Source organism: Pseudomonas sp. L13 (assembly GCF_009935965.1).
In the GTDB taxonomy this organism is placed as follows: domain Bacteria; phylum Pseudomonadota; class Gammaproteobacteria; order Pseudomonadales; family Pseudomonadaceae; genus Aquipseudomonas; species Aquipseudomonas lactis.
In genome coordinates this window covers 1-21,948 of record NZ_QODJ01000051.1, presented here as the reverse complement: position 1 = coordinate 21,948, position 21,948 = coordinate 1, and the positions used below count along the sequence as shown (strand labels likewise).

The window sequence follows — 21,948 nt, the reverse complement described above, 5'->3', positions numbered from 1 at the left end:
GATTTATTCATTATCAAGGAGCGCACGACGTGATCAGCACCTCAACCGTCGTCAATTCAGTGGTAGAAAAACTGCGCGCCGCCTTGGCGCGAGGCCAGTGGCGCCGCGGTGAAATGCTGCCCGGTCAACGCGAACTAGCCGAACAGCTGGGCATCAGCCGTCCGAGCCTGCGTGAAGCGGTGATCGTGCTGGAGACCCTCGGCCTGGTGCGTTCCATGCCGGGCAAAGGCGTGATCGTGCTGGAAACCAGCGTCAGCGAGCCGCAATCGAGCGACACCGTGGCCGATGCCAGCCTCGAGGACATCCTGCAACTGCGCTACACCCTCGAACCGTTCATCGTCGGCCTGGTAGCCCAGTCCATCAGCAGCAAGGAAATCGGCCAACTGCGCCTGACCTTGATGGACATGCGCGAGGCCCTCGATGCCGGCGATGCCGAAGCCGGCATGAACGCCTATATCGACTTCCATGAAGAACTGTTCGCCCTGACTTCCAACCCGATCTTTCAGAACGTGGTGCAGCAAACCAGCACCGCGCTCAAACAAAGCGCCCAAGTATTGCGCAACTCCCCTGAACACCTGGCCGAACGCCTGCAAGAAAACGAAGCCGTGGTACGCGCCATCCGCAACAAGAACAGCGCCCTGGCCAGTGCCGAAATGCGCCGGCACATCCTGCAGGAAGGCCTGCGCATGGGCATTCGCTTGAATATCCCGGACGACCATCTGGGCAGTTGATTTTCGGAGACCGGCCATGAACGCTCACGCCCTGCAACGCAATTGCACCCTCACGTCCCTACGCTGGACGCCCGAAAAAAAGCCCTCGGTGGACGATATCTACCCGCGCTTGTTCGACGCCATCCTTGAGCAACGCATTGCGCCCGCCAGCCGCTTCACCGAAGAAGGCCTGGGCGAACTCTTTGGCGTGAGCCGCAGCGTGATTCGCCGAGTGCTCGCCAAGCTGTCCCATCAGCAAGTGGTCATCCTGCGCCCCAACCAGCGCGCCCAGGTGGCCGCGCCGGATGCCCAGCACACACGGCAGATCCTGGAAGCCCGGCGCCTCACTGAAATCACCGTGGTGCAACTGGCCTGCGCCCAGGCCACCGCGATGCAGATCCGCCAACTGCGCGAGCTGATTGCACAGGAGCGCGACGCTATCGAGCGTGACCAGCGGGGGCCGGCGATCCGGTTTTCGGGAGAGTTTCATCTGCAACTGGCGCACATGGCAGGCAACGCGCCGTTGGCCCAGTTTCTCAACAGCCTGGTGCCGTTGACGTCGTTGATCATTGCGCAATTTGAAGCAAAGGCCTGCACGTATTGTGCGTGGCAGGAGCATGTGGCGATTGTGGATGCCGTGGAACAGCGCGACGCCCACACAGCTGTCGCCCTGATGACCCAGCACCTGGATCACCTGGAAACCCGACTACTCACACACCACTGATCCCCAGTGAATGAAGATCAACCTGTGGGCTGGCTTGCCTTAATGCCATTGTAGGAGCGAGCTTGCTCGCGAAAAGCTCACAGGCGCCGCGTTCATTCAGCAAGCACGCGTTATCGTTGACGTTTTTCGCGAGCAAGCTCGCTCCTACAGAAGGTGGCAAACCAGCTCCCACATTGATCGCATTCCAGATCAAATAAAAAAGCCCCCGCATCTCACGATGCGGGGGCTTTTGGTTTAGCGAGGCATCAAGCCGGTTGCAACACCGACTGGCCACTCAACGCCAGGTCCAGCAACTCACGGTTGGCCACCGCGTACATGGCGTAGTCCGTGCCCACTGCAGCACGAATTTCCACCATCATCGCGCGCCAGCGATCCGCCATGTCCTGGTGCTGCTCAAGCCACAGGGCCACGCGGGCTTCCATGTCTTGTGGCGCATCGGCCATTTGCAGGACCGAAATGGTGATCGCCCGTTGCTGCCAGTCCACGTCGTCGCGGAAGGCTTCGCGGGCCTGGGCCTGCCAGTTGTTGGCCACTGGCAGATCGCTGATCTGCTGCAGGTACCACGGCAGGTCCAGGGCACTGCCAACGGCGAAGTAGGCCTTGGCCACTTCGGCGGCGTCATGCCCGGTCACGTCGGCGGCTTCGATGATCGGCAGCAAGGTGTACAGGTGGGTAGTACCTGCAACCATGCGCGCCAACAGCTCCGGTACGCCGGCCTGGGTGTAGGCCTGGTAGCGGTTCTGCCAGCCTTCGCGGGTCGGGCCTTCCAACAGTTCGTCGAGCTTGAGGCCCAGCGCGGCCAGGTGCGGACCGAAGTGCGCGGTGTCACGCCCGGCGTCTTGCTCGTTGCGACGGCTGCGCAGGAACCAGCGCGTAGCGCGACGGCCCAGGCGCATCAGTTCATCCATCAGCTCCAGTTGCACGTCAGCGGAAACCTGGTGGTCCAGGGCTTCAATCTGACGGAACCAGTGCGGAAGATGGAAGATGTCCCGCACGATCACATACGCGCCCGCCACGTTCGCCGGGCTCATGCCGGTCGACTCTTTGAGTCGTTGAACGAAGGTGATGCCCATGTGGTTGACCAGGTCGTTGGCGATCTGGGTGCTGACGATCTCGCGCTTCAGGCGATGGCGACGCATGGCTTCGCCGAACTTGGCCACCAGGCTCGGTGGGAACGCGGTCTCCATGTCGCGGGTCAGGTACTCGTCATCCGGTACCAGCGACTTGAGCAACGCTTCCTTGAGGTCGATCTTGCTGTAGGAGATCAGCACCGACAATTCCGGACGGGTCAGGCCCTTGCCAGTGGAGGCGCGCTCGGTGAGCTGCTCTTCGGTCGGCAGGTACTCGATGGCACGGTCCAGCTTGCCACGGCCTTCCAGGTCGCTCATCAGGCGCTTGTACTCGGCAGCACGCTCATAAGCCTTGCGCGCGGCCAGGGACAGGGCCTGGGTCTGCTTGTAGTTGTTGCCCAACACCAGGTTGCCGACTTCGTCGGTCATGCTCGCCAGCAGCTGGTTGCGCTGCTTGTCGGTCATGTCACCGGCCTGCACCACTTCGTTGAGCAGGATCTTGATGTTCACTTCGTGGTCGGAGCAATCCACGCCACCGGCGTTGTCGATGAAGTCGGTGTTGGAACCGCCGCCATTGAGGCCGAATTCCACCCGGCCCAGCTGGGTCATGCCCAGGTTACCGCCCTCGCCCACTACCTTGCAGCGCAGCTCGTTGCCATTGACGCGCAGTGCGTCGTTGGCCTTGTCGCCCACGTCGGCATGGCTCTCGGTACTGGCCTTGACGTAAGTACCGATACCGCCGTTCCACAACAGGTCCACCGGCGCCTTGAGCAAGGCGTTGAGCAGTTCGGTCGGGGTCAGCTTGTCGGCCTGGATGTCGAAGCGTTCTTTCATCTGTGGCGAGATGGCAATGCTCTTCGCGCTGCGCGAGAAGATACCGCCACCTTCGGACATGATGCTGGTGTCGTAGTCGGTCCAGGCCGAACGCGGCAGCTCGAACAAGCGCTTGCGCTCGACGAAGCTGGTGGCCGGGTTAGGGTTCGGGTCGATGAAGATATGCAGGTGGTTGAACGCTGCGACCAGTTGCAGTGTGTCCGACATCAACAAGCCGTTACCGAACACGTCACCGGCCATATCGCCGACGCCCACCACGGTGATGCTGTCTTCCTGCACATTGATGCCGCGCTCACGGAAGTGACGCTGTACACCCACCCACGCGCCCTTGGCGGTGATACCCATTTTCTTGTGGTCGTAGCCGGCCGAACCACCGGAAGCGAACGCATCGCCCAGCCAGAAGCCGTAGTCGATGGCAATGCCGTTGGCGATGTCGGAGAAGGTCGCAGTGCCCTTGTCCGCCGCCACCACCAGGTACGGGTCATCGTCGTCATGGCGCACGACGTTGGCCGGCGGCACCAGGGCGCCGTCTTTCAGGTTGTCGGTGATGTCCAACAGGCCAGAGATGAAGATGCGGTAGCAGGCGATGCCTTCGGCCGCGATCTCGTCCCGGCTGCCGCCCAATGGCAGGCGACGCGGCAGGAAGCCGCCCTTGGCGCCCACCGGCACGATCACCGAGTTCTTCACTTGCTGGGCTTTTACCAGGCCGAGCACTTCGGTGCGGAAGTCTTCTTCACGGTCGGACCAGCGCAGGCCGCCACGGGCCACGTTACCAAAGCGCAGGTGCACGCCTTCGACCCGTGGCGAGTACACGAAGATTTCAAACTTCGGCACGGGCTTGGGCAGCTCGGGGATGGCACGCGGGTCGAACTTGAAGCTGAAGTACGACTTGTTCTGGCCGTTGGCATCGGTCTGGTAGAAGTTGGTACGCAGGGTGGCCTTGATCAGGTCCAGGTAGCGACGCAGGATGCGGTCTTCGTTGAGCACCTGGACGTCGTCCAGGGCGCTGAGGATCGCTTGCTCCAGGCGTTGCTGCTTGTCTTCCAGGTCGTCGGCAGTGAGCTTGCGCGCCAGGTAGAAGCGGGTCTTGAACAACCTTGTCAACTCGCGGGCGATGTCGGTGTGGTTGTTCAGGGTGCTGGCGATGTAACCCAGGTCGAAGCCCAGGCGAATCTGCTTCAGGTAACGGGCATAGGCACGCAGCAGCGCCACGTCGCGCCATGGCAGGCCGGCGGTGAGGACCAGGCGGTTGAACGCATCGTTCTCGGCATCGCCATGCACGATGTGCACGAACGCATCCTGCAGGGTGTCGTTGAGCTGCTGGATATCCAGGTTCACGCCTTCGGCGGCGATGAACGCAAAGTCATGGATCCAGAACTCACGGCCATTGGCGTGACGCAGGCGATACGGGAACTCGCCCAGCACACGCAGGCCGAGGTTTTCCAGAATCGGCAGCACGTCGGACAGCGCCAGCGGGGTGTCAGCGTGGTAGAGCTTGCAATGCAGTTCGCGCTGGCCGGAGACCTGGCCCAGCGGCTGATAGAAGCTCATCACCAACGGGTTGGCTTCGGTCAGGCTGTTGAGGTGCTGCATGTCGACCACAGCCGAATGCGCGGCGAAACGCTCGCGGTAGCCGGCCGGGAAGCCTTTGGGGAAGTCCGCCAGCACGTTGGTGCCCTGGGCTTCGCCGAAGCTTTCCACTACCAGGCTGGCGTAGTCGTCCTGCCAGCTGCGGCAGGCCTGCACCACTTCTTTTTCCAGCTGCAGCGGGTCGATGTCCAGGCGGTTCTTGGGGTCAACCCGCAGAATCAGTTGCACACGGGCCAGCACGGACTCGGAGAAGAAGGTCCAGAACTCGCAGTCCGAAGCCTTCAAACGGTCCATCAGCACTTGCTGGATCTTCTGGCGCACTTCGGTGGAATAGATGTCGCGTGGCACGTAGGCCAGGCAGTAGCAGAAACGACCGTACGGGTCTTTGCGCAGGAACACGCGGATCTTGTTGCGCTCCTGGATCTGCACAATCGACATCACGGTGCTGAACAGCTCGTCGACCGGGGTCTGGAACAGGTCGTCACGGGGCAGTACTTCAACCACCTGGGCAAGCTCTTTACCCAGGTGCGCCTTGGCCTGGAAGCCCGAGCGACGTTCGATCTCGGCCACTTTGCGACGGATGTAAGGGATGACTCGCACGCTTTCGCCATACACCGAGGAGGTGTACAGGCCCATGAAGCGGTGTTCCTTGATGACCTTGCCGTCGGCGCTGATCTCGCGGATCGATACGTAGTCCGGGTAGGCCGGGCGATGCACGCGGCTTGGGTGCGCGGCCTTGGCGAACGACAGCACGGTCGGCTCGCGCAGGTAGGCCACGGCGTAGTCTTCGATGCGCAGGTCTTCGGCGGTGAGGCCGGCGCGCAGCAGCTTGGTCAGACCGAGGAAGGAGTTGGCGTCATATTCGATATGACCGCCGTCCGCCTCGTCACGTACCACGAACTCTTCGTAGCCCAGGAAGGTGAAGTGGTTGCCCACCAGCCATTCGAGGAAGTTCTTGATCTCGGCTTTTTCTTCGCCGTCGATGGCGAACGCGCTGGCGTCGATACCGGCCAGCAGGTCCTGGACCTTGGCTTTCATCGGTTCGAAATCGGCCACGGCCACGCGCACTTCGCCCAGCACCTGCTCAAGCTCTTTGCTCAGCACGTTCAGTTCGGCGGCGTTGGCGCAGCGGTCGATCTCCAGGTACATCAGCGATTCTTGCAGGATGCCTTCGCCCTGGGTGCCCTTGGGCAGGATTTCCAGCAGCTCGCCCTTGCTGCCACGACGCACGCTGAGCACGGTGGTTTGCAGGGTATGGATGCTGTAGCCACGGCGGTTCAGCTCGGTGCGTACCGAGTCCACCAGAAAGGGCAGGTCATGGTGCAGCACTTCGACCGCGGTGTGGGTCGATTGCCAGCCATGACGTTCGTAATCGGGGTTGTAGACACGCACTTGCGGTTGGGTGTGATCAAAGCGCTCAAGCAGGCGCCAGGCAGACAGGGTGCAACCGGCCAGGTCGGAAAGGCGACGCTGGGTCAGTTCGTCCAGAGAAATGATGCCGAAGAATTGCTCAGCGAACAGCGCCACTTGTGGCAGTGCCTGTTCGCTGATGTGCTGCGCCAGTGCCGCTTGCAGTTGGTGCTGGAAGTCGGCCTTGCTGGCTGCGGTGAAGAACGCCATCTGTGGTACTCCGCTTGGGCTTGTTATTGATGAAAGCGTCGCGTGTTATCCCCTTGCGGGGAGACCGTCAGCTCTGTTCGCTGGTGTGCTGACAAGCACCTTAAACGAATCAGGGTGACAGGTGGGTGAAGCTGGACAGGACAGTCAGGTCACATACAACTTCCATACGGCATGCCGTTGGCCAGATGACGATACGACGGGCAGGTCAGGCGCCTGGCACAGGGCACATCCGTTGCGCAGCTTAACGAGTGTAGGAAGAACGCTGCTTGCGACGCTGCGACATATTCGGTCATCGGTAAGCAGGGTGTCGGTTGCAACTTGGGCAACCTCGGATTTTCGGTAGAAAATCTTGCTACTTTGCACACCATCAGTACCAGAAATGACCGATCCGGCCCGTCAGGTCATGCACAAGTTCCGACACAGGATGAAGCACAAAATTCGCCGCAGTGGCACAATTGCCCTCCCCCACACAGGATTGCCCCATGCTGCAGCTGAAAACCGACGCCCTGATGGCCACTCCGTGCGACGACGAAGAAGACAACATGGCCATGCTTTGCTGTCACGGCAAGAACGGCGAAATGTTCATGCTCACCCGTTACCCGGATGAAGATGAAGTGGAGCTGACCTGGGATTACGAGCCTTCGACCCTCGATGGGCTGAAAGTGACGTTGGGCGACACCACCTTATTGATCGAACTGGCGGCCGGCGATGCAGATGCCTTGGGCGGCAAGGACCAGTTGGAGATCACCCACAGCACCGCTGCGGCAGACATGGCCGAAGTGCAGGAAACCCTGCAGAACATCCTCGAGGGCACCGGCACTTTCATTCGGATCTGAATGCATCGAAGACCCCATATGGGAGCTGGCTTGCCTGCGAAGACGGCCTGACAGTCAACGCAGTTGGACCGTGTACATATCCATTCCTGCGGTAACGGCCACTTAGGGTTCCGCTCTGACAGCGGCTCACTTTTGAAAAGCGCAAAAGTAAGCAAAACGCTCTTGCCCCACCACTCGGCACCTCGCTTAGGCTCGGTGTGCCCGTAATCCGCCAGTGATTTGCGGGGCCGCCGCCACGCGCCATCCATGGCGCGGGGCGGCTAAACCGGCATCCCTGCCGGTTTACCCCCCAAATCCCTGTCGAATTCCGGCCAGCGTGGTTTGACGGGGCGCCTGAGATCAAAAGCAAGATCAAGAGCGGCTCGCTTCGCATCGTGGAGTGTGTGGCCGGGCGCGGTCAACTGTGGGAGCTGGCTTGCCTGCGAAGGTATCGACTCGGTGTGCCTGAATCACCGAGTTGACTGGATCGCAGGCAAGCCAGCTCCCACAGTGACCGTGCTTTACCTGCCCAGACGCTTACTATCCCATGCGTTTTGCTAAAAATACCCATCAAGCCGTTAGTCGCCGCACCCCGCGATGCATTAAAGTAAACGCCCCAGGCCCGGTGTTCTGTCACAACACCCAGGCTCATCTTTCCAGGAACCGTCATCGATGGAACATCGTGAAGCGCTGCTTGCGCTGCGAACCTTTCTTTCTACGCAGATTCTCGGCCAGGAAAAACTCATCGATCGCCTGCTGATCGCCCTGCTTGCCGACGGCCATATGCTGGTCGAAGGCGCACCGGGGCTGGCCAAGACCAAGGCGATCAAGGAGTTGGCCGAAGGGATCGAAGCGCAGTTCCATCGTATCCAGTTCACCCCCGACCTGTTGCCCGCCGATATCACCGGCACCGAAATCTATCGCCCGGAAACCGGCAGCTTCGTGTTCCAGCAGGGGCCGATCTTTCATAACCTGGTGCTCGCGGACGAAATCAACCGTGCCCCGGCCAAGGTGCAGTCGGCCTTGCTGGAGGCCATGGCCGAGCGCCAGGTCAGCGTGGGCCGTAGCACTTACGAGCTGTCGCCGCTGTTTTTGGTGATGGCCACGCAAAACCCCATCGAGCAGGAAGGCACCTACCCGCTGCCCGAAGCCCAGCTCGACCGGTTCCTGATGCACGTCAAGATCGGCTTCCCGGACGCCGCCGTCGAGCGCCGTATCCTGCAGCAAGCCCGTGGCGAAGCACTCAATGGCGAAACCAAACCCGAGCGCCGGGTCAGCCAGCAGGCCATCTTTGCCGCGCGCAAGGAAATCCTCGGCCTGTACATGGCCGATGCCGTGGAGGAATACTTGGTGCAACTGGTGATGGCCACGCGCACCCCTGCCAAGTTCGACCCGGAAATGGCCGAGTGGATCGCCTACGGCGCCAGTCCAAGGGGCTCCATCGCCCTGGACCGTTGCGCCCGCGCCCATGCCTGGCTGGCCGGTCGCGATTTTGTCAGCCCCGAAGACATCCAGGCGGTGCTGTTCGACGTGCTGCGCCACCGCATCATCCTGTCGTTCGAGGCCGAAGCCGCCGGTGTTGACCAGGACCGCGTGGTGCAACGCATTCTCGACGTCGTTGCCGTCGCTTGAAGTCGATGAACGCAAGCGATGGCATCCGCGTAACCCTCAGTGAATTGATTGAGATGCGCCACCGCGTGCGTGAGGTGCAGTTGTTCTCCACGCCAGGCCAACGCAGCCCGCTGGTTGGCCTGCACCACTCCAAGCTGCGCGGGCGTGGCGTCGATTTCGACCAGGTGCGCGTGTACCAGGCCGGCGACGACGTGCGTACCATCGACTGGCGCGTGACGGCGCGTACCCAGGAGCCGCATACCAAGCTGTTCCACGAAGAGCGCGAACGGCCGATTTTCATCATGGTGGAGCAAAGTTGCCGGCTGTTTTTCGGCTCGGGGCAAATGTTCAAGTCGGTGCTTGCCGCCCAGGCCGCCAGCCTGATCGGTTGGGCCGCCCTGGGCCATAACGACCGGGTGGGCGGGCTGGTGTTCGGCGACAGCGAGCACTACGAGATCAAGCCACGGCGCAGCAAGCAGAGCCTGTTGCAACTGCTTAACCGGCTGGTGCGGGTCAACCAGAGCCTGAACACCGAGCGTCAGCCGGAAGCTGACGCCCTGGGCATGGCCTTGCGCCGTGGCCGCGAGGTGCTGCGCCCGGGCAGCCTGGTGGTGGTGATCTGTGATGAGCGCGCCCTCACCGAAGGTGCCGAGCAACAGCTGAGCCTGTTGGCGCGCCATTGCGACCTGCTGTTATTGCCGATCTCCGACCCGCTGGACCACGCCCTGCCCGCCGCCGGGCTGCTGCGTTTCGCGCAAAGAGGCGCGCAACTGGAATTGGACACGCTGAATATCGACCTGCGCCAGGCCTACAAGGCCCAGGCCGAAGCACGTATCGCCCGCTGGGAACTGCTCGCGCAGAAACTGCGGCTGTTGTTGATGCCCTTGAGCACCCAGAGTGAAATGGTCGAGCAACTGCGCGAATACCTCAACCCGCAACGCCCGGTAAAAAAACCATGAGCAGCCTGGACCAACTGCAACCGCTGATCGCCCCGCCCGCCATTGGCTTCTGGCCACCTGCGCCGGGCTGGTGGCTGTTGCTGCTGGTGATCCCCCTGCTCGGTTGGGGCTTGTGGTGGCTGCGCCGTTTCCTCCCGGCCCGCCGCCCCGTGGCCCGTGCCGAACAACCGCTGGACCCGTTGCGTATCGCCGCCCTGGCCGAGTTGGCTTTGATGCCCAAGCCCTATGACGGCGCACCTGCGGGCGCCTGGTTGCAGCAACTCAACGGCCTGCTCAAGCGTCTGTGCCGTAACGACTACCCTTATAGCCAGAGCCACACCCTCAACGGGCGCAAATGGCTGGCCTTCCTGGACAACCGCTGCCCCGCCGCCGGCCTGACGCGCTGGATGGTGTTGGTGGAAGGCGCCTACAAGCCCGAATGCAAGCTCGACGACAAAGCCATCGCTGGCCTGACCCAAGCCGTCGACACCTGGATTCGCAAACATGTTTGAGTTCGCCTGGCCGTGGATCTTCGCCCTGTTGCCACTGCCGTGGATCATGCGCCTGGTGCTGCCTGTGGCCGACAGCGGCGAACCGGCGCTCAAAGTCAGCTACCTCAGCGACCTCGAAGGCCTGGCCCGCCGCCGTGCCCGGGTCAACCTCCCCGGCTGGCGCCAGCAAGCCCCGTTCGTAGTGCTGTGGTTGCTGCTGTTGACCGCCGCCGCCCGCCCGCAATGGCTGGGCGAACCCTTGCCGATTGCTGCCAGCGGCCGGGATTTGCTGGTGGCGGTGGACGTCTCCGGCTCCATGGACTTTCCCGATATGCATTGGCAGGACGAAGACGTGAGCCGCCTGGCCCTGGTCAAACACCTGCTGGGAGACTTTCTGGAGGAGCGTGAAGGTGACCGCGTGGGCCTGATCCTGTTCGGCAGCCAAGCCTACCTGCAAGCGCCCCTGACCTTTGACCGCCGCACCGTGCGCACCTGGCTGGATGAAGCGCGCATCGGCATTGCTGGCAAGAACACCGCCATCGGCGACGCCATCGGCCTGGCCCTCAAGCGCCTGCGCCAACGCCCGGCGCAAAGCCGCGTGCTGATCCTGGTCACTGACGGCGCCAACAACGCCGGGCAGATCGACCCGTTGACCGCCGCGCGCCTGGCGGCTGAAGAAGGCGTGAAAATCTACCCGATCGGCATCGGCGCCGACCCCGAGCAAACCGGCTCCCTGGGAATCCTCGGCGTAAACCCTAGCCTGGACCTCGACGAACCGGCGCTCAAGGCACTGGCCGAGGCCACCGGCGGCCAATATTTCCGCGCCCGTGACGGCGAGGAACTGCTGAAGATCAAGGACACCCTCGACACCCTTGAACCCGTGGAGCAACAACCCACCCAGGCCCGCCCGGCCCAGGCGCTGTACAGCGGCCCGTTGGCCCTGGCGTTGATCTTGAGCCTGTTGCTGGTGATCCAGGAACGCTGGCCGAACAACGCCTTGCAGCGAGGCTTCAATAGGCTATCGAGCAGGGGCATCTTTTTGCAGCAACACCCTGAATGGCGCCAGCGTCTGCAACGCCTGCGTTTGCGGAGGCGTCGATGATCGCGCTGTGGCCGCACTGGTTACGCCCCTGGTGGCTGTTATTGCTGCCCCTGCTTGGCTGGTTGCTGTGGCAGCTGTGGCATCGGCAAAAGCGCGCCGGGCGCTGGCAGATGATCCTGCCGCCGGCGTTCCATGCCGAGTTGCTCAGTGGTGGTAATGGCCGCGAGAGTAAATCGCCGTGGGTGGTGCTCGGCATCGCCTGGCTGCTGGCCGTGCTGGCGTTGCTGGGCCCCAGTTGGCAACGGGTTGAACAGGCCAGCCAGAAACCTTCCGACCCCTTGGTGGTGCTGCTGGAACTGACCCCGCAAATGCTCGCCACCGACAGCCCGCCCAACCGCCTGGAGCAGGCGCGGCGCAAGCTGTATGACTTGCTGCAAGCGCGCACCGATGCGCAAACAGCCATCATCGTGTATGCCGGCAGCGCCCACACCCTGGTGCCGCTGTCCGATGACCTGGCCACCAGCCGCAACCTGTTGGAAGCCCTGCGCCCCTCGATCATGCCCGAGCCCGGCCATCGAGCCGATCTGGCCGTGGAAAAAGCTCTGGGGTTGCTCAAGCAAGGCGGCCTCGGCCAGGGGCGCCTGCTGCTGATCGGTTCCTCACTGTCCAAACAAGAGCGCCAAGGTATCCGCCTGCAACTGCAAAGTGCCCAGGCTCCGACGTTGTCGATCCTCGGCATCGGCAGTCGCGAAGGCACGCCGGTGACTCAGGAAAGCGGCGAGTTCCTCAAGGACGACCAGGGCGCGATTCTGGTGCCACGTCTCGACAGCCCGACCCTCAAGGCGTTCGCCAGCGAAATGGGCGGCCGCTACCGTGCGGCGCGTCTGGATGACAAGGACCTGCGCCAACTCGGCATGCTCGACAGCGCCCAAGCCCTGCGCGACGACGGCCAACGGCTGCGCCTGGACAGCTGGGCCGACCAGGGTTACTGGCTGCTCTTGCCGTTGTTGCTACTGGCCGCGTGCGCCGGGCGTCGCGGCTGGCTGTTCTGCCTGCCCTTGCTGCTGATGGGCGCGCCGCAACCCAGCTACGCCTTCGGGCTGCAGGACCTGTGGCTGCGCCCCGACCAACAAGGCCAGTACCTGCTCAAGCACAAACGCCCGGCCGAAGCCGCCGAACACTTTCAGGACCCACAGTGGCAAGGCGTGGCGTTGTACGAGGCCGGGAATTACGCCGAGGCCATCAAGCGGTTTGCCCAAGGCAGCGACGCCTATTCCCACTATAACCGTGGCAATGCCTTGGCCAAGGCCGGTGAGCTTGAAGCCGCCATTGATGCCTATGAACAAGCCCTGGAAGCACAGCCCGATTTGCAACCGGCACTGAAAAACAAAGCCCTGGTTGAAACCCTGATGCAGGAGCAAGCGCAGCCCGAGCCAGACCCGCCAGCAAAAAACGAAGATGACGAAACCGCCCAACCCAGCCAAACTGCGCAACCGGGTGCCAGCGCACAAACGGCCCAGGGCGGCGAGCAATCGTCCCACGGCCAGGGCGAAGCGGGCACCACTGAGACTCAGACAGCCGCCACGCCACAGCCTGGCGGTAATGAAGTGCCAGGCAGCGAACTGGGCGACGAGCAAACCACCACGCCGCCACTGCGCCCTGCCGATACGCGGCTTGAAGGCGAGCGCCGCCAAGCGCTGGAGCAATGGTTGCAGGAGATCCCGGACAACCCCGGCGAGCTGTTGCGCCGCAAATTCTGGTACGAACAGCAACAACATCAGGACACCACTCGATGAGCCGCCGCACCACCCTTTTGCTCCTGCTCGCGTTGTCGGCAGGCCACGCCCAGGCGGCGGACCTCGTCGCGAGCGTAGACCGCAGCCGCCTCAATTCCGGGGAAACGGTGGAGCTGACGGTGCAATCGAGTGATGTGACCCAGTTCGGCAAACCGGACTTGTCGCCCCTGGACGCGCAGTTCGAAGTCAGCGGCACCCGCCAGATCAACCAACTCACCACACTGGACGGCGACAACCACGCAACTACCCGCTGGATCATCACCCTGCTGCCCAAGGTGAACGGCAACGTCGTCATCCCACCGCTGCAAGTGGGCGCACTCAAGACCCAGCCGATCACCCTGCAAGTGGTGGAAAGCGCCAGCCAGAACATCAGCGCTGAACTGGCCCCGGTGTTCATCGAAGCCAACCTCGACCAGACCAGCGTATACGTGCAAGCCCAGGCCCTGTTGACCGTTCGCGTGTACCACTCGGTGTCGCTGTATGACGACAGCAGCCTCACGCCTTTGCAGATACCGGACGCACGTGTCGAACAACTGGGCGAATCACGCACCTATGAGAAGGTCATCAACAGCATCCGCCATGGCGTGATCGAAACCCGCTACGCCCTCTACCCGCAACACAGCGGCGCCGTGGTGATTCCGGCACAGACCTTCAGCGCCACCCTGGTGGAATCGCGACCGCCCCAGCAGAACACCTTGCAGGGCACCAAGCCGGGCAAGATGATTCACGTCAGCTCCGCACCCTTGCCCTTGACGGTCAAACCCAAACCGGACGCCTACCCCGCCGACGCCCCCTGGCTGCCCGCGCGCAGCCTGAGCTTGAGCGAAGGCTGGAACCCCACGCCGGACCACGTGCAAGTCGGCGATTCCCTGACCCGCAGCCTCACCGTGGAGGCCGAAGGCCTGTCCAGCGCACAGCTGCCAGCGCTGCCCGGCACCGAGGTCAACGGCCTGCGCCGCTACCCCGACCAACCGGTGATGGCTAACCGCACCAGCGACCGCGGCCTGACCGGCAGCCGTGAAGACCGCGAAGCCCTGGTGCCGACCCGCGCCGGCGAGCTGGAACTGCCCGCCGTGGAAGTGGTGTGGTGGAACACCCACGAAGATCACCTGGAACGCACCAGCCTGCCGGCGCGCACCGTGCACGTGGCGGTGAACCCCAGCCTGGTGGTAGACGCCCCGGCCACACCGACCATCATCACCGCGCCGGACGATGACCGCCTGTGGCTATGGCAACTGAGCACACTGATGCTGGCCTGCACCACCCTGCTGGGCTTTGGCCTATGGTGGCGCGCACGCCGGCAACCGGCCGTGCAACGCGCCGCCCAAACCGGCCCCAGCCCACGCACCCTGCTCGACGACCTCAAGCGCGCCACCCAGGCCAACGACCCCCACGCCACCCGCCAGGCCCTCGACGCCTGGGCAAGGCAACAACCGGAAACCCTGGCCGACATGGCCGCACGGTTTGTGCCGTTGTCGGATGCCCTGGACGGGTTGAATGGTGCGCTGTACAGCGAAAGCGGCCAATACTGGTTGGGTGACGACCTGTGGCGCGCGATCAAGGCCATCCCCGTGGCCGAACGCGAGCAAGACCCGGCCACCGACACCACCAGCTTGCCGCCGCTCTACCCCAAATAACCCAGCCTCAACCAACACCACAAAACCCTGTAGGAGCGAGCTTGCTCGCGAAAAACGTCAACGATAACGCGTGCTTGCTGAATGAACGCGGCGTCTGTGGGTTTTTCGCGAGCAAGCTCGCTCCTACAAAAAAACCTTAACTGACTGGCATTGGGGCTTGCCAGCCTGCTCGGACGCCTGCCTGCACTTAGTGATTACGACGCGGCACCTTCCATTCACGATGGGGGAATTTGTACAGATAGTTCAGATTATCCATATCGAACCGGCCATCCTCCTTGCCGGGGCCACCGAAGAAGCTAACGCCGATATCCAGCTTACGCAGCAGTTTTGGGCGTGAGAGTAACTCCTTGGCCGCGTGGTGGGCCTCTGGTGAAAATGTCCTGTCGGTGGCTATCAGGCCGGCGGCCTCCCTCAGCTCGTTGAAGTTCACATAGCTGTCTGTCGCGCCAGCGGCGAACTCGCGGAAATGGTCGCGGATCAGCCCTATCAGTTGCCGGTCAGTCACGCTTGCGTACGGGCGCGTGTCGGGGGCGCTGGCCTCGGTTTCAGCGTTTCGTGCCTGTCGATGGCTAGCTTGGGTTGAGCGACTGTCAGCATCCGGTTGCTCGGGTAGAGCGGTGAAAGCGCTAGTGGAAGATGGGTTTATTGAAAATGACATGGTGGGCCTCTGATTCATTCAGGGATTGATTGAAAAATCCACCTTGTGGGTGGTCGTTACTCAACCTGCCGTTCCATTCATCACCGACTGCTCGACATGCATTGTTAAAGGCCAGCAATCCATATCCCTTTAATTTGCAGGACGTTTCCTAGACAATCCTTTGGCCTTGCGCCTGCTCATTTCGCTGGCTAGCCTTCGCTTCGTCGCTGCCTATCAGCGATCGGGTGTGAGATCCCGTTATTAGCAGGCGCAATGCGCTACAACCGTCAATGGCGGCTGTGTGCGGGCAGACTTCGGTCTGGCCGGGTCCTGTTTTCCGGTATCTCACCCCGCACATAGCTGCCACCTTTTGACGTGTGAGATCGGCAAAAGAATGGCTCCCAAACCAAGCAGGAGCTTCACCCATGAGCAAAATCGTCCCCGACCCACCCTTTCCGATTTTCGTCGCCCACGAAGACCTGAGTTTCGAAGACGCCATCGCCAGCATCTCTTCGCTACTGCGCTGCGCCGCCACCACGGCCACCGAAACCGCCGAAGGCCTCAAAGGCACCCAGCGCGACATGGCCTGTTCCACCGCTCACCTGATCGACATGGCCCGCACCCTCGCCGACCGTGCGCTGGATTGCCTGCAACCCAACCCCACTAACACCCCATAACCCCTGTGTAGGAGCGAGCTTGCTCGCGAAAAACTCACAGGCGCCGCGTTTATTCAGGAAGCGCGCGTTATCGTTGACGTTTTTCGCGAGCAAGCTCGCTCCTACAAATAACCATCGCGTCGGCCATGAGTCCGCGCGCACTTTTACAGGTAAACTCCCCTCCTTTTCATCTTCTCCACGGAGTTCGCCTTGCGTCTGTTTCATACCTCCGACTGGCACTTGGGCCAAAACCTCCACGGCCAGGAACGCGACTTCGAACACGCCTGTTTCCTTGAATGGCTGCTGGGCCAACTCAAGGCCCAGCGCCCGGATGTGCTGTTGATCGCCGGCGATATCTTCGACACGGTCAACCCGCCGCTCAAGGCCCAGGAGCGCTTGTATGACTTCATCATCAGCGCCCACGAACAACAGCCGACACTGACCATTGTGATGATCGCCGGCAACCATGACTCCGGCTCGCGCATTGAGTTGCCCGCCCCGCTGATGCGCCGCCTGCGCACCCATGCCCTGGGCCGGGTGTTGTGGCTGGATGACGGGCAACTGGATGCCGACCGCCTGCTAATTCCATTGCCCAATGCCAAAGGCAAGATCGCCGCCTGGTGCCTGGCGCTGCCCTTCCTGCGCCCGGCGGAAGTCACCGGCGCACAGTTGGGCGATGATTACCTGCGCGGCATCGGCCAAGTGCATGAATGGCTGATCGCGGCGGCCAATGCCAAGCGCAACAAAGGCCAGGCGTTGATAGCCATCAGCCATGCGCACATGGCCGGTGGGTCGGTATCCGAAGACTCCGAACGCAGCCTGATCATCGGCAATGCCGAGGCGCTGCCCGCCTCATTGTTCGACCGAAGCGTGGCGTATGTGGCCCTCGGCCATCTGCACAAGCCGCAAAAGGTCAATGGTGAGGAGCGCATTCGCTACAGTGGCTCGCCAATTCCCCTGTCGTTCTCCGAAATCGGCTACAAGCATCAGATTCTCGACGTGACGTTCCAGGGCGAAAGGCTGGTGGGCTGCGAACCGATCCTGATTCCCCGCTCCGTCAACCTGCAACGCCTGGAAGCCGCGCCCCTGGCCGATATTCTCAAGCAACTCGGTGAGCTGCCCGATATCGACCTGCTCGCCGAAACCCAGCGCCACCCTTGGCTGGAAGTGCGCGTGCGCCTCGACGAGCCGCAACCAGACCTGCGCCAACAGATCGAAACCGCGTTGCAAGGCAAGGCCGTGCGCCTGGTGCGTATCGCCGCCGAATACGCCGGCACGGGTGGCAGCGCAGAGGCAGACGATGCGCAACTGATCGAGCTCGACCAGCTCACGCCCCAGGAACTGTTCAGCCGCGCCTGGCAGGACAGCTACGGCAGTGAAGTGGATGAACAGACCTTGAAGGACTTCGCCGTGCTGCTCCAGGAAGTACAACAGGAGGGCGAACAGCCATGAAGATCCTCGCCATCCGCTTGAAAAACCTCGCCTCCCTGGCCGGCCCGTTCGAAATCGACTTTACCGCTGAGCCGCTGGCCAGTGCGGGCCTGTTCGCCATCACCGGGCCGACGGGCGCGGGTAAAAGCACCCTGCTCGATGCGTTGTGCCTGGCACTGTTTGGCGCGGTGCCGCGCCTGGGTGATACCGGCCAGGCCAAGATGCCGGATGCCGACACGGATATTTCCATCGGCGACCCGCGCACCCTGATTCGACGCGGCACCGGCGGCGGCTATGCCGAGGTGGATTTTGTCGGTGTCAGTGGCCGTCGCTACCGTGCCCGCTGGGAAGCCAACCGCGCCCGTGACAAAGCCAGCGGCAAGTTGCAGAACAGCCGGCAAAGCCTGATCGACCTGGACAGCGACCAACTGCTGGCCAGCCAGAAAACCGAGTACAAGACCCAGCTGGAATTGGCCCTGGGCCTGAACTTCGAGCAGTTCACCCGTGCGGTGCTGCTGGCGCAAAGCGAGTTCAGCGCCTTCCTCAAGGCCAATGACAATGAGCGCAGCGAACTGCTGGAAAAGCTCACCGACACCGCGCTGTACACCCAGCTCGGCCGCCGTGCGTTCGACAAGGCCAAAGAGGCCAAGGACGCCCACAAACAGCTACAGGATCAAGCCACCGGCGTAGTGCCCCTGGCCCCAGAAGCCCGCGCCGAGCTGGACCAACAGTTGGCCGAAGCCCAGCAACAGCTCAAGACCCAACAAGCCCAGCTCAAGCAGCTGGAGTTGCAGCACACCTGGCTCAAGGAACTGCGTGAATGGCAGGAGCGCCATCAACACGCAGTGGAGCAACTGCAACGCGACGAGCAGACCTGGGCCGACCAAGGTCAGCAACGCCAGGACCTGAGCCTGCTGGAGCAGTTGGCACCGCAACGCCACCACTTCCTGCGCCAGGCAGAACTCGGCACCTTGTTGACGCCGCTGGCAGCACAGATTGCCCAGCACCTCGAGCAACAAACCGCCCTGCACACCCGCCAGGCACAGGCGCAACACCAGCAAGTGGCCGCCCAGGCAGCACTGGCCGAGGCCCTGAAAAACCAGGCCGACGCCGCCCCCCTGCTGCGCCAGGCCATCGAGGAGCAAAACACCCTCGCCCACGTGAGCCGCGAACTGGCCAAGCGCAACGAGGAAAAACACCAGCACGAAAGCGCCTGCACCGAGGGCCAGGCCCTGCTCGACGGTTTGCAACGCACGCAGGCCCAAGTCACCGAGCGCCTGCAACGCCTGGCCACCGAGCTTGAGCACAGCGCCGCCCTCGCGCCGCTGAGCGATGCCTGGAATGCCTACCGTGACCGCCTGCAACAGTTGGTGTTGATCGGCAATCGGCTCAACCAAGGCCAGGCCGAGCTGGGGCAACTCGAACAGCGCGCCAGCGTCGCCGCCGAACAGTTCACCCAGCAGCGCGAAGCCCTGGACCTGCTCTACCACGAGGCCGGTGCCGAACCCCACGCGGTGGCCGAACAAATCCAGTTACTGGCTAGCTTGCTGCAAGACAATCGCAAGCAACAGCGCGCCTTCGAAGACCTGGCCCGCTTGTGGGACAGCCAGCAACAGCTGGATCAACAAGCCGTTGCATTGACGCAAAGGCTCGCCGAGGCCGCGCAAAAACGCGAACAACTGAACCAGACCGGCCTGCAAACCAAGGCCGAACTTACCGTCGCCGAGCAAACCCTGGCAGTGACCAAGCAACTGCTGGAGCGCCAACGCCTGGCCCGCAGTGCCAGCGTCGAGGAGTTACGCGAGCAGTTGCAAGATGACCAACCTTGCCCTGTGTGCGGTAGCCACGAACACCCCTATCACCAGCCCGAGGCTCTGCTGAAAAGCCTGGGTCGCCATGATGAAAGTGAAGAGGCCGCGGCGCAGAAAGCCCTCGACAGCCTCAAGGAAAAACTCACTGAACTGCGCGGTGAAGTGGGCGGCCTGATCGCTCAGCAAAAAGAATTCCTGCAACAGCAAGAACAGCTGACCACGCAGCAGCAGGGCTTGGCACCGAGCCTGCAAGCCCATCCGCTGTACGACTCGCTATTCAACCAGGACGTCGACAAGCGCAGCCCTTGGCTGGCCCAGCAACTGGCCCAATTGACCCAAAGCATCAGCCAGGACGAACAACGCCAGGGCGCCCTGCTCAACCTGCAACAGAACGCCGGGCGCTTGCAGCAACAAGTGCAAGCCGCCCAGGACGCCAGCCAGCAAGCCCGTCAACTGCTGGTGGACCAACAACGGCAGCTGGCCGGCGACCGCGAACGCCTGGAGGCAGAACTCAGCGCCTTCGCCAGCCTGTTGCCCGCCGAGACGCTGGAGGGTTTGCGCAGCGCGCCTGCGGCGACCTTCATGCAGCTCGACCAGCAGGTCAGCCAGCGCCTTGAGCAGTTGGGCCATCAACGCGATGAGCAGGCCGAGCAGCAGGAGCGCCAACAGGCCATCGAGAAACAACGCACTCACCAACAGCATCGTCAGCAGCAACTCGACGCCTTGAATCTGCAAGTCGCCGAGCTGGCCGACCAGCAACACGCCGTCCAGGAAAAACTCCGCGCCTTGCTAGGGGACCATCCCAGCGCCGAACACTGGCAACAGCAACTGGAACAAGCCGTCACCCAGTCCCGCCAGAGCGAGGCCGACGCCAACCAGGAACTGCACGCCGTGCACACGGCCCAGGTACAGCTGGCCGCCGACCTCAAGGCCCAGCAGCAACGCCAGCAGGCATTGGAGGCGGAACAGCAAGTTCTTGCGACGCGCATCGGCGAATGGCGCGCCCTGCACCCAGAACTGGATGATCAGGGCCTGGCACGCCTGTTGGCCTTTGATGAGGCCCAAGTCGCGCAGTTGCGCCAGCACCTGCACAGCAGCGAAAAGGCCGTCGAGCAAGCCAAGGTTCTGCTGCACGAGCGCGAACAGCGCCTGGCCGAACACCAGGCCCTGCACAACGGCAACCTGGAGGCCGAGCAACTGGACGCCACCCTGGCAACGCTTAACCAGCAACTGCTCGACGGTGAAAAACACTGCGCCGAACTGCGCGCACGCCAGTCCGAAGACCAGCGTCGCCAGAATGCCAACCAGGCCCTGGCCGAACAAATCGCCAAAGCTTATGAGCAGTGGCAGCGCTGGGCCCGCCTGAATGCGCTGATCGGCTCGGCCACGGGCGATACCTTCCGCAAGATCGCCCAGGCCTACAACCTCGACTTGCTGGTGCACCATGCCAATGTGCAACTGCGCCAACTGGTGCGCCGCTACCGGCTTAAACGCGGTGGCAGCATGCTTGGGCTGTTGGTCATGGACACAGAGATGGGCGATGAACTGCGCTCGGTGCACTCGCTGTCCGGTGGCGAAACCTTCCTGGTGTCGTTGGCACTGGCGTTGGGGCTGGCGTCGATGGCGTCGAGCACCTTGAAGATCGAGTCGCTGTTTATCGATGAAGGCTTTGGCAGCCTCGATCCCGAGTCATTGCAACTGGCAATGGACGCCCTGGACGGCTTGCAAGCCCAGGGCCGCAAAGTGGCGGTGATCTCCCATGTACAGGAAATGCATGAACGCATCCCGGTGCAGATCCAGGTCCAGCGCCAGGGCAATGGCCTGAGCACGTTGGAGGTCAAGTGAGCGAAGCGCTGCTGTATTCGTTCCGGCGCTGCCCCTATGCAATGCGCGCGCGGTTGGCGCTGCGTTATTCCGGCGTGGCGGTGAGCATTGTCGAAGTCAGCTTGAAAGCCAAGCCAGCCGAGATGCTCGCGCTGTCGCCCAAGGGCACGGTGCCGGTGTTGGCCATCGAAGGTCGCGTGATCGAAGAAAGCCTGCAGATCATGGAGTGGGCACTGGCGCAGCACGACCCTGATAACTGGCGGCTACAGGGCGACCCGGCGGTGTATGCGCTGATTGAAGAGAATGACCAGGTGTTCAAGCATCATCTGAACCGATACAAGTACGCCGAGCGCTACCCGGAGCAACCGATGGAACACTATCGGGCCGAGGGTGAGGTGTTCTTGCAAAAACTGGAAACGTTGCTGGCAGACCGTGAGTATCTGCTCGCCGATCACCTGAGCCTGGCAGATGCGGCGCTGATGCCGTTTGTACGCCAGTTTGCCCATGTGGATAGGGAATGGTTTGCGAGCACGCCGTATCGGCGTTTGCAGGCCTGGCTGCAACGGTTTCTGGATTCACCGTTGTTTATGGCGGTGATGGCAAAACCCTGAGGCCAAGTTATAGCATCCGACGGTAACCACGATGCGAAGCGAGCCGCTCTTGATCTTGATCTGCTTGTGATCTTGATCTCAGGCGCCCCGTCAAACCACG

General features: G+C 62.4%; 15 protein-coding genes. 13 read left to right on the top strand and 2 right to left on the bottom strand.

Features of this window, described 5'->3' with window-relative positions:
• Positions 1–29 precede the first annotated feature (29 nt).
• Both DK871_RS21820 and DK871_RS21815 read left to right on the top strand, forming a co-directional pair.
• A complete protein-coding gene (locus DK871_RS21820; protein WP_161906592.1) occupies positions 30–731 on the top strand; it encodes a FadR/GntR family transcriptional regulator in 702 nt (233 codons plus the stop codon).
• A 16-nt stretch (positions 732–747) separates the two neighbouring features.
• Complete coding sequence (locus tag DK871_RS21815) at positions 748–1,434, top strand: GntR family transcriptional regulator (protein WP_161906591.1); 687 nt, start codon at positions 748–750, stop codon at positions 1,432–1,434.
• Between the two features lie 245 nt (positions 1,435–1,679).
• Here the strand turns inward: DK871_RS21815 and DK871_RS21810 are convergent, their stop codons facing one another.
• Complete coding sequence (locus DK871_RS21810) at positions 1,680–6,548, bottom strand: NAD-glutamate dehydrogenase (protein WP_161906590.1); 4,869 nt, start codon at positions 6,546–6,548, stop codon at positions 1,680–1,682.
• A gap of 482 nt (positions 6,549–7,030) precedes the next feature.
• Here DK871_RS21810 and DK871_RS21805 point away from each other — a divergent pair, with 482 nt between their 5' ends.
• The 7 genes from DK871_RS21805 to DK871_RS21775 all read left to right on the top strand — a co-directional run bounded on the left by DK871_RS21805 (position 7,031) and on the right by DK871_RS21775 (position 14,878).
• A complete protein-coding gene (locus tag DK871_RS21805; protein WP_161906589.1) occupies positions 7,031–7,384 on the top strand; it encodes a hypothetical protein in 354 nt (117 codons plus the stop codon).
• A gap of 651 nt (positions 7,385–8,035) precedes the next feature.
• Positions 8,036–8,995: a MoxR family ATPase gene (locus DK871_RS21800; RefSeq protein WP_020301524.1), complete on the top strand. Its 960-nt coding sequence runs from the start codon at positions 8,036–8,038 to the stop codon at positions 8,993–8,995.
• A 5-nt stretch (positions 8,996–9,000) separates the two neighbouring features.
• Positions 9,001–9,933 (top strand): DUF58 domain-containing protein, encoded by a 933-nt coding sequence (locus DK871_RS21795; protein ID WP_044273431.1) that lies wholly within the window; start codon positions 9,001–9,003, stop codon positions 9,931–9,933.
• Entirely contained in the window at positions 9,930–10,424 is a 495-nt protein-coding gene (locus DK871_RS21790) for a DUF4381 domain-containing protein (RefSeq protein WP_003190798.1), read from the top strand. Before DK871_RS21795 ends, DK871_RS21790 begins: the two co-directional genes overlap by 4 nt.
• Entirely contained in the window at positions 10,417–11,505 is a 1,089-nt protein-coding gene (locus DK871_RS21785; RefSeq protein WP_161906588.1) for a VWA domain-containing protein, read from the top strand. The genes DK871_RS21790 and DK871_RS21785 overlap by 8 nt, the downstream gene beginning before the upstream one ends.
• Positions 11,502–13,241, top strand: a complete 1,740-nt coding sequence (locus DK871_RS21780; RefSeq protein ID WP_161906587.1) for a tetratricopeptide repeat protein — start codon at positions 11,502–11,504, stop codon at positions 13,239–13,241. Before DK871_RS21785 ends, DK871_RS21780 begins: the two co-directional genes overlap by 4 nt.
• Positions 13,238–14,878, top strand: a complete 1,641-nt coding sequence (locus tag DK871_RS21775; protein ID WP_161906586.1) for a BatD family protein — start codon at positions 13,238–13,240, stop codon at positions 14,876–14,878. The genes DK871_RS21780 and DK871_RS21775 overlap by 4 nt, the downstream gene beginning before the upstream one ends.
• Positions 14,879–15,065: 187 nt before the next feature.
• Here the strand turns inward: DK871_RS21775 and DK871_RS28680 are convergent, their stop codons facing one another.
• Positions 15,066–15,383, bottom strand: a complete 318-nt coding sequence (locus tag DK871_RS28680) for a hypothetical protein (protein WP_256677509.1) — start codon at positions 15,381–15,383, stop codon at positions 15,066–15,068.
• Positions 15,384–15,940: 557 nt separating this feature from the next.
• Here DK871_RS28680 and DK871_RS21765 point away from each other — a divergent pair.
• The 4 genes from DK871_RS21765 (at position 15,941) to DK871_RS21750 (ending at position 21,848) form a co-directional block, all read left to right on the top strand.
• Positions 15,941–16,192: a DUF6124 family protein gene (locus DK871_RS21765; protein WP_078467520.1), complete on the top strand. Its 252-nt coding sequence runs from the start codon at positions 15,941–15,943 to the stop codon at positions 16,190–16,192.
• 189 nt (positions 16,193–16,381) lie between these two features.
• Positions 16,382–17,623, top strand: coding sequence for an exonuclease SbcCD subunit D C-terminal domain-containing protein (locus DK871_RS21760; protein ID WP_161906585.1), 1,242 nt, complete (start codon positions 16,382–16,384; stop codon positions 17,621–17,623).
• Complete coding sequence (locus tag DK871_RS21755; RefSeq protein WP_161906584.1) at positions 17,620–21,258, top strand: AAA family ATPase; 3,639 nt, start codon at positions 17,620–17,622, stop codon at positions 21,256–21,258. The genes DK871_RS21760 and DK871_RS21755 overlap by 4 nt, the downstream gene beginning before the upstream one ends.
• Positions 21,255–21,848 carry a glutathione S-transferase gene (locus DK871_RS21750; protein WP_161906583.1) on the top strand — a complete coding sequence of 198 codons (594 nt, stop codon included), beginning with the start codon at positions 21,255–21,257 and terminating at the stop codon, positions 21,846–21,848. The genes DK871_RS21755 and DK871_RS21750 overlap by 4 nt, the downstream gene beginning before the upstream one ends.
• Positions 21,849–21,948 lie beyond the last annotated feature (100 nt).

Coding starts and splice junctions, on each gene's coding strand:
- DK871_RS21755 (WP_161906584.1), top strand. CDS start 17,620: ATGAAGATCCTCGCCATCCGCTTGAAAAACCTCGCCTCCCTGGCCGGC.
- DK871_RS21810 (WP_161906590.1), bottom strand. CDS start 6,548: ATGGCGTTCTTCACCGCAGCCAGCAAGGCCGACTTCCAGCACCAACTG.
- DK871_RS21800 (WP_020301524.1), top strand. CDS start 8,036: ATGGAACATCGTGAAGCGCTGCTTGCGCTGCGAACCTTTCTTTCTACG.
- DK871_RS21805 (WP_161906589.1), top strand. CDS start 7,031: ATGCTGCAGCTGAAAACCGACGCCCTGATGGCCACTCCGTGCGACGAC.
- DK871_RS21780 (WP_161906587.1), top strand. CDS start 11,502: ATGATCGCGCTGTGGCCGCACTGGTTACGCCCCTGGTGGCTGTTATTG.
- DK871_RS21790 (WP_003190798.1), top strand. CDS start 9,930: ATGAGCAGCCTGGACCAACTGCAACCGCTGATCGCCCCGCCCGCCATT.
- DK871_RS21775 (WP_161906586.1), top strand. CDS start 13,238: ATGAGCCGCCGCACCACCCTTTTGCTCCTGCTCGCGTTGTCGGCAGGC.
- DK871_RS21795 (WP_044273431.1), top strand. CDS start 9,001: ATGAACGCAAGCGATGGCATCCGCGTAACCCTCAGTGAATTGATTGAG.
- DK871_RS21815 (WP_161906591.1), top strand. CDS start 748: ATGAACGCTCACGCCCTGCAACGCAATTGCACCCTCACGTCCCTACGC.
- DK871_RS21785 (WP_161906588.1), top strand. CDS start 10,417: ATGTTTGAGTTCGCCTGGCCGTGGATCTTCGCCCTGTTGCCACTGCCG.
- DK871_RS21765 (WP_078467520.1), top strand. CDS start 15,941: ATGAGCAAAATCGTCCCCGACCCACCCTTTCCGATTTTCGTCGCCCAC.